6 protein-coding genes are annotated in these 6,547 nt (G+C 70.2%); 3 read left to right on the top strand and 3 right to left on the bottom strand.

Annotation, left to right across the window (positions count from 1 at the left end; genetic code table 11):
- Positions 1-1,182: saccharopine dehydrogenase family protein (locus Ato02nite_RS39905; protein WP_213011884.1), on the top strand; the 1,182-nt coding region annotated here is incomplete at its 5' end.
- Between the two features lie 7 nt (positions 1,183-1,189).
- Here Ato02nite_RS39905 and Ato02nite_RS39900 read toward each other — a convergent pair.
- A complete protein-coding gene (locus tag Ato02nite_RS39900; protein ID WP_213011883.1) occupies positions 1,190-1,726 on the bottom strand; it encodes a GNAT family N-acetyltransferase in 537 nt (178 codons plus the stop codon).
- Between the two features lie 108 nt (positions 1,727-1,834).
- Here Ato02nite_RS39900 and Ato02nite_RS39895 point away from each other — a divergent pair, with 108 nt between their 5' ends.
- On the top strand, positions 1,835-3,676 hold the full coding sequence (locus tag Ato02nite_RS39895; RefSeq protein ID WP_213011882.1) for a ricin-type beta-trefoil lectin domain protein: 1,842 nt from the start codon (positions 1,835-1,837) through the stop codon (positions 3,674-3,676).
- 42 nt (positions 3,677-3,718) lie between these two features.
- Here Ato02nite_RS39895 and Ato02nite_RS39890 read toward each other — a convergent pair whose 3' ends face one another.
- On the bottom strand, positions 3,719-4,198 hold the full coding sequence (locus Ato02nite_RS39890) for an SRPBCC family protein (protein WP_213011881.1): 480 nt from the start codon (positions 4,196-4,198) through the stop codon (positions 3,719-3,721).
- On the bottom strand, positions 4,195-4,557 hold the full coding sequence (locus tag Ato02nite_RS39885) for a metalloregulator ArsR/SmtB family transcription factor (protein WP_438873106.1): 363 nt from the start codon (positions 4,555-4,557) through the stop codon (positions 4,195-4,197). Before Ato02nite_RS39885 ends, Ato02nite_RS39890 begins: the two co-directional genes overlap by 4 nt.
- 153 nt (positions 4,558-4,710) lie before the next feature.
- Between Ato02nite_RS39885 and Ato02nite_RS39880 the strand changes: the two genes are divergently transcribed.
- A complete protein-coding gene (locus Ato02nite_RS39880) occupies positions 4,711-6,531 on the top strand; it encodes an arabinofuranosidase catalytic domain-containing protein (protein WP_213011880.1) in 1,821 nt (606 codons plus the stop codon).
- Positions 6,532-6,547 lie beyond the last annotated feature (16 nt).

The following is a 6,547-nucleotide window of genomic DNA, read 5'->3' as shown; positions in this document are numbered from 1 at the left end:
CAGGCGTCGGAAAGCCAGGCGACCAAAAGCCGGGCGACCAGCGGTCAGCTGACCAGCGGCCAGCCGACCGGCGGCCGGGCGTCGGAAAGCCGAGCGGTCGAAGGTCAGGCGATCGAGGGTCAGGGGATCGGCGGTGGGGCGTCGGAAAGCCGAGCGCTCGACGGTGAGGGGATCGACGGTCAGGCGGCTGGGGGGCGAACGGGCGAGCGTCAGCTGATCTTGGGGCGTCCGGGCGCGGCGGGCGCGGTTGGGGTGGTCGTTGCCGGCTCGGTTGTGGCGATGGCGGCCGAGATTCGGCGGCGGCGGCCGGCCGTTGTGATCAACACGATTGGGCCGTTCACCGCTACTGCTGGGCCGATCATCGAGGCCTGCCTGCCCGCCAGCCACTACGTCGACCTCGCCAATGATGTCGCCGCCGTCTCGGTTGTGCTGGGCCGGAGCGACGCGGCCACCGCGGCCGGGCGGACCCTGGTCACCGGGGCCGGGTTCGGCGTGACCGCCACCGAGAGTGTCGTGGTCAAGCTGTGCGAGGGCCGGCCGCAACCGGCGCACGTCCGGGTCGACATGGTGCCCTCGCTCGACCTGGAGGCCGGCCGGCTCGGCGAAGCTCTGGCCGGCACGATCCTCGAAGGCCTTCCCGGCGTCGAGGGCGGCCGGCGATACGGCGGCCGCCGCTATCGGGCGGGGAGGCTCGCTCCGGCGCCGCTGGCCGGCGAGGTGGTTCGCCTGACCCTGCCGGACGGTGAAACGGTCACCACCGCGAGCATGCCGCTCGGTGAGCTGATGGCCGCCCAGCGAGCCAGCGGCGCCCCATCGGTGATCGCCGCGTCGAGCGAGGCCCCGGCGTCGCCGGTGATGCGGGCGATCCTCCCGGTGGCCACGGCGCTGCTGAACTTCGCGCCGCTGCGCGCCTTCGCGACCCGCCGCCTGGCCGCGGTCGAGGTCAAGGCCCGCGAGCGGCCGTGCGAGTTCTCCTGGGGACACGCCACCGCGCGATGGCCGGACGGTTCCATCGCCGAGGGCTGGCTGCGCGTCGGCGAGGCCCAGTCCTTCACCGGCGCGGTCCCGGCCGAGGTGGCCGTGCGCCTGCTGGCCGGCGAGGGAAAGCCCGGCGCCCACTTCCCGGCGGCCCTCTTCGGCCCATCGCTGGCCGAGTCCTGCGGCGGCGAGTACGCCATGTAGCGCGGGGTCACCTCGGCCGGCGGCGCCGGACGTGGTAGGTCATGTCTTCCCAGTCCGGTTCGGCGGTTTCCGGGAGCAGGCCGGCCGCGACGGCGCAGCGGGCGCTGGCGACGTTGTCCGGTTCGATGCCGGCCGCGAACAGCACCACGTCGGCCACCTCGGGTGCGGCCATGCAGGCGCGCAGCGTGGCCGTGCCGAACCCCTGCCGCCAGCGGGCCGGATCCACCACGTACGCGAATCCCATGGCCGGCCCGGGTTCCACCGCTTCGATGACCGGCCCGTCCGGCCCTTCCGAATACCGGCACCAGCGGTCGTAGACCTCGCCGCCGATGTGCCCGACCGCCGCACCCTGGTCGTCGAAGGCCACCCACGAGTGCGAGCGCAGCACGATGCGCCCGCGAAAGAAAACTCCGAATTCTTCGGCCGTCTCGAACTCGCGGGCCGGCCACTCCGGGCCGCCCAGCCAGCGGTTCACCTCGGGGTGACGGAACCAGGGCTGCACGAGGCCCAGCAGCGAGATGTCGAACGGGCGCAGGACGACCACGCGTCGAGTGAACCACACCGGTTATTGACTGAGCTCTATCGAAGGCGCCAAAATCTCGGGACAGTTAATTCAAGCTGTGAAAATACTTTTCCGAGGGGACCCCCACCGATGTCCCGTACCCGTTTCGCGGCCGTGCTGGCCGCCGTCCTCGCCGCCGCCGGCCTGAGTGCCCCGGCCCAGGCGGCCGCGGCCACCACCGTCCAGGTCTATCTCAGTTCCGAATCGCGCACCGCCGGTTACGAACCGAAGAACGGCAACTGGTACACCAACCCGGCCACCGGCCTGGCCGGCACGCCCTACCAGCTGAGCAAACAGGCCGATCTGGCCACCGCCGCGGCCGGTGGCACGGCGACCATCACGGTCGACACCGGTCAGCAGTTCCAGACCGTACTCGGCGTCGGCTCCTCTCTCGAAGAGTCCACGATCTACAACCTTTCGCGGATGAGCGCGGCCGGCCGGGACGCCGCGTTGCGGGCGCTGGTCGACCCGGTCAACGGGGCCGGCTTCAACGTCGCCCGGATCACCCTGGGCACCAGCGACTTCACGTCGCACGACTTCTACACCTACGACGACGGTGCGGCCGATCCGACGCTGGCCCGCTTCTCCATCCAGCGCGACATCGACTATCACATCATCTCCACACTGCAGCAGGCCCTCGCGATCAACCCGAACCTGAAGATCTTCGCCAGTGCCTGGAGCGCGCCGCCGTGGATGAAGACCAGCAACAACATCATCGGCGGGAGCCTGCTCAGCCAGTACATCCCGACGCTGGCCAGTTACTACGGCAAGGCGGTCCGGGCGTACGCGGCGCTGGGAATTCCGATTTTTGCCCTGACCCTGCAGAACGAGCCGTTGTTCTCGCCGGCCGACTACCCGGGCATGCTGGTCTCGGCCGACCAGGAGCGGCAGCTGGCCAAGGCGGTCCGGGCCGAACTGCCGACTACCAAGATCTGGGCGTTCGACCACAACTTCTCCGAGGGCGCGTCGTACGCGGCGGGCGTGCTCACCGCCGACGCCCGCGCCTCGGTCGACGGGATCGCGTTCCACGACTACGCCGGTGAGCCGTCGGTGATGGCGACGGTCAAGGCGACGTACCCGGAGAAGGACGTGCTGATGACCGAGCGCTCGGTGTGGGGGACCGCGGGCGCCGACCGGATCGTGCAGTATTTCCGCAACCAGGCCACGCTCTACGAGGGCTGGGTGTCGATGCTCGACCAGAACCGCTCGCCGGAGCGCTGGTCCGGTTCGCCCGACCCGACCATGCTGGTGCAGAGCGCGTCGAGCCCGGACACGTTCTGGAAGACCCCGGACTACAACATGGTGGCCCAGTTCTCGAAGTTCGTGAAGGCCGGTGCCAAGCGGGTGAGCAGCGGTTCCGGCTCGACCGGAACGGTCACCAACGTGGCTTTCGTCAACCCTGACAACTCCCTGGTCACGGTGGTCGTCAACCAAACTTCCGCAAACCAGACCTTCACCGTACGGGCCGGAACGCGCCAGTTCTCCGCGACCCTGCCGGCCAAGACCACCGGCACCTACGTCTGGGCGGGCGCCGGCGACGCGGGCTCCGGACCGTCCCGCACCGGCCAGATCACCGGGTACGGCGGCAAGTGCGTCGACGTGGCCGGGGCGAGCTCGGCCAACGGTGCCGCGGTGCAGCTCTACACCTGTAACGGCACCACCGCCCAGTCCTGGACGGTCGGCACCGACGGCACGGTCCGGGCGCTCGGCAAGTGCCTGGACGTGACCTCGGCCAGTTCGGCCAACGGCACCAAGATCCAGCTGTACGACTGCAATGGCACCACCGCCCAGCAGTGGACGGCGAACGCCGACGGCACCCTGCGCTCGCTCGGCAAGTGCCTGGACGCCACCGGCCCGAGCTCGGCCGACGGCACCCGCCTGCAGATCTGGGACTGCTCGGCGGCCGCCAACCAGAAGTGGACCCTGCCCTGACCGTCAGCCCCGGCGCCGGCTCGACCGGCGCCGGGGCTTCGTCTAGCGCTGGGCCTCGAAGTGCTCCTTCATCGACGGGTAGTAGTCGTCGAAGCTCGGGTGGGGCCGGTTCTCGCGCGCGGCGACCAGGCCGTCCAGGTAGTACTCCCAGCCCGGCCCGACCTCGCCGGGGTTGTCCTTCTCGGTGAGGTGGTGGGTGAACCGCAGTTCGGTCACGCCCGCGGCCTCGGTCAGCTCCAGCTCCAGGTGCCAGCTGCCGTAGTCATTGACGTTGGACACCGACAGCCGGCGGGGTGGCTCGCACGCCTCGATGGTCATATCCATCCAGGGTTTGCCCTCCTCGTGCACCATCTGGACCTTGATCATCCGGCCCGGCCCGGCATCGCCCTCCCAGGGGCCGAACCAGTGGGCCGTCCGGTCCGGCTCGGTGAGGCTGGCCCAGACGTCGTCGATCGGGGCGCGGAAGGTGCGGGTCAGCACCAGGTCGTCGCCGAACAGCCGGCCGGTGGGGATCGGGCTCATGCGGTCTCCTTGTTCTCGGCGGCGGTGTGCCGCTCACGTCGGGTGCGGTAGACCTCGGTCTCCAGCGCGTCGAGGTGGTGCTGCCAGCCGGACGGGCGCATCAGCCGCCCCAGCCACCCGGCCAGCTCGTCGAGCGGCGCGGTGACCAGCGTGTAGACCCGGCGGCGGCCGTCGGCGGTGTCGCGCACCAGGCCGGCCTCACGCAGCACGCGCAGGTGCCGGCTGACGGCCGGCCGGCTGATCGCGAACCGGTCGGCGATCTGCCCGGCCGAGAGTGCCTCGTCGCGCAGCATCAGCAGGATCTCCCGCCGCGCCGGATCGGCGATCGCGCCGGTCACGTCGTCCACGCCGTCGCCCACCCGGAAAGCGTAACCAACGAGTTACGCGTTCCGCCATTGCCCCTTCGTGCAAACAAAAACGAACATGATTCATCGGTTATTGACGTTTTCCAGCGTTCGGGCGTACACCGAGGTGTCGATACCCCTCGATGTCTTTTCCCCGGGAGCATCCCCATGCGCAGACGCATCTCATCCCCGCTCGTCCTGCTCACCCTGGTCATCGGACTGCTCGTCGGCATCCCCGGCGCCGCCCACGCGGCCGCCTCGCTGCCGTGCGACATCTACGGCGCGGCCGGCACCCCCTGCGTGGCCGCGCACAGCAGCACCCGCGCCCTGTTCGGCACCTACAACGGCCCGCTCTACCAGGTCACCCGCGCATCCGACCGCGCCACCCACGACGTCGGCCTGCTCGCAGCGGGCGGCTACGCCAACGCCGCCGACCATGACGTCTTCTGCAACGGCACCACCTGCGGCATCACCAAGATCTACGACCAGACCGCCCGGCACAACGACCTCACCGTCTCGCCGGCCGGCACCGCCGGACCGGCCGACTACCCGGCCGACGCCAGTGAGCTGGCGGTCACCGCGGGCGGCCACAAGGTGTACGGGATCTGGATCTCCCCGCAGCACGGCTACCGGCGTACGGCCGGATCCGGGGTTGCGGTCAACGGCCAGCCCGAAGGCATGTACATGGTGGCCAGCGGCACTCACGTCGGCTCCGACTGCTGCTTCGACTACGGCAACGCCGAGATCCAGGTCGCGGACACCGGCAACGGCCACATGGACGCCGTCAGCATCGCCACCACCTGCTACTTCGCGCCGTGCACCGGCTCCGGCCCGTGGGTCGAGGCCGACCTCGAGAACGGCATGTTCCAGGGCGCCAACGGCTCCAACACCGCGAACCTCGGCAACAACAGCACCTACGTCACGGCCCTGTTGAAGAACAACGGCCAGACGACGTACGCGCTCAAAGGCGGCAACTCCCAGTCGGGCGGCCTGAGCACCTGGTGGAACGGCGCGTTGCCGAACCGCGGCGGCTACATCCCGATGCACCAGGAAGGCTCGATCATCCTGGGCACCGGCGGCGACAACAGCAACCGCAACATGGGCACGTTCTTCGAGGGCGTGATGACCTCCGGCTATCCCACCGACGCCGCCGACAACGCGGTCCAGGCGAACATCGTCACGGTCGGCTACTCCGGCCAGACCAACGTCCCGAACGGCCCGCGCGGCACGGTCACCGGCCCCGGCGGCAAGTGCATCGACGTGGCCGCCGACGACACCGGCGTCAACGGCACCGCGGTGCAGCTGTGGGACTGCCAGTCGTACGCCTCCGACCAGCACTGGCAGCACTACGCCGACAACACCCTGCGCACCCTGGGCCGCTGCCTCGACATCGTCGGCAACGGCACGGCCGGCGGCGCCCAGCTGGAGCTGTGGGACTGCAACGGCGTCGGTGGCCAGAAGTGGGTTCAGCAGGCCGACGGTTCCCTGCGCAACCCGCAGTCGGGCCGCTGCCTGGACTCCCCGAACGGCACCACGGCGAACGGCACGCGGCTGCAGATCTGGGACTGCAACGGCACCGCGGCGCAGAAGTTCGCGGTCAACGGCGGCGGAGTCACCGTCGGCCCCGGCGGCAAGTGCGTCGACGTGGCCGCCGACGACACCGGCGTCAACGGCACCGGGGTGCAGCTGTGGGACTGCCAGTCCTACGCGATCGACCAGCACTGGTTCCACAACAGCAACGGTTCGCTGCGCGCCCTGGGCCGCTGCCTGGACATCGTGGGCAACGGCACGGCGAACAACACCCAGGTCGAGCTGTGGGACTGCAACGGCGTCGGTGGCCAGGTCTGGCAGCAGCAGGCCGACGGCTCCCTGCGCAACCCGCAGTCGGGCCGCTGCCTGGACGCACCGAACGGCACCACGACCAACGGCACCCGCCTGCAGATCTACGACTGCAACGGCAGCGCGTCCCAGAAGTTCGCGCTGAGCTGAGCATCCCGGGGCGCGG

The organism is Paractinoplanes toevensis (assembly GCF_018332695.1).
In the GTDB taxonomy this organism is placed as follows: domain Bacteria; phylum Actinomycetota; class Actinomycetes; order Mycobacteriales; family Micromonosporaceae; genus Actinoplanes; species Actinoplanes toevensis.
Note: the sequence above shows the minus strand (reverse complement) of the source record. Positions and strands in the feature narration are given on the sequence as shown.

What these genes read in the sequence shown, in the direction of transcription:
- Ato02nite_RS39880 (WP_213011880.1), top strand. Translation starts at nt 4,711, where the DNA reads ATGCGCAGACGCATCTCATCCCCGCTCGTCCTGCTCACCCTGGTCATC.
- Ato02nite_RS39890 (WP_213011881.1), bottom strand. Translation starts at nt 4,198, where the DNA reads ATGAGCCCGATCCCCACCGGCCGGCTGTTCGGCGACGACCTGGTGCTG.
- Ato02nite_RS39895 (WP_213011882.1), top strand. Translation starts at nt 1,835, where the DNA reads ATGTCCCGTACCCGTTTCGCGGCCGTGCTGGCCGCCGTCCTCGCCGCC.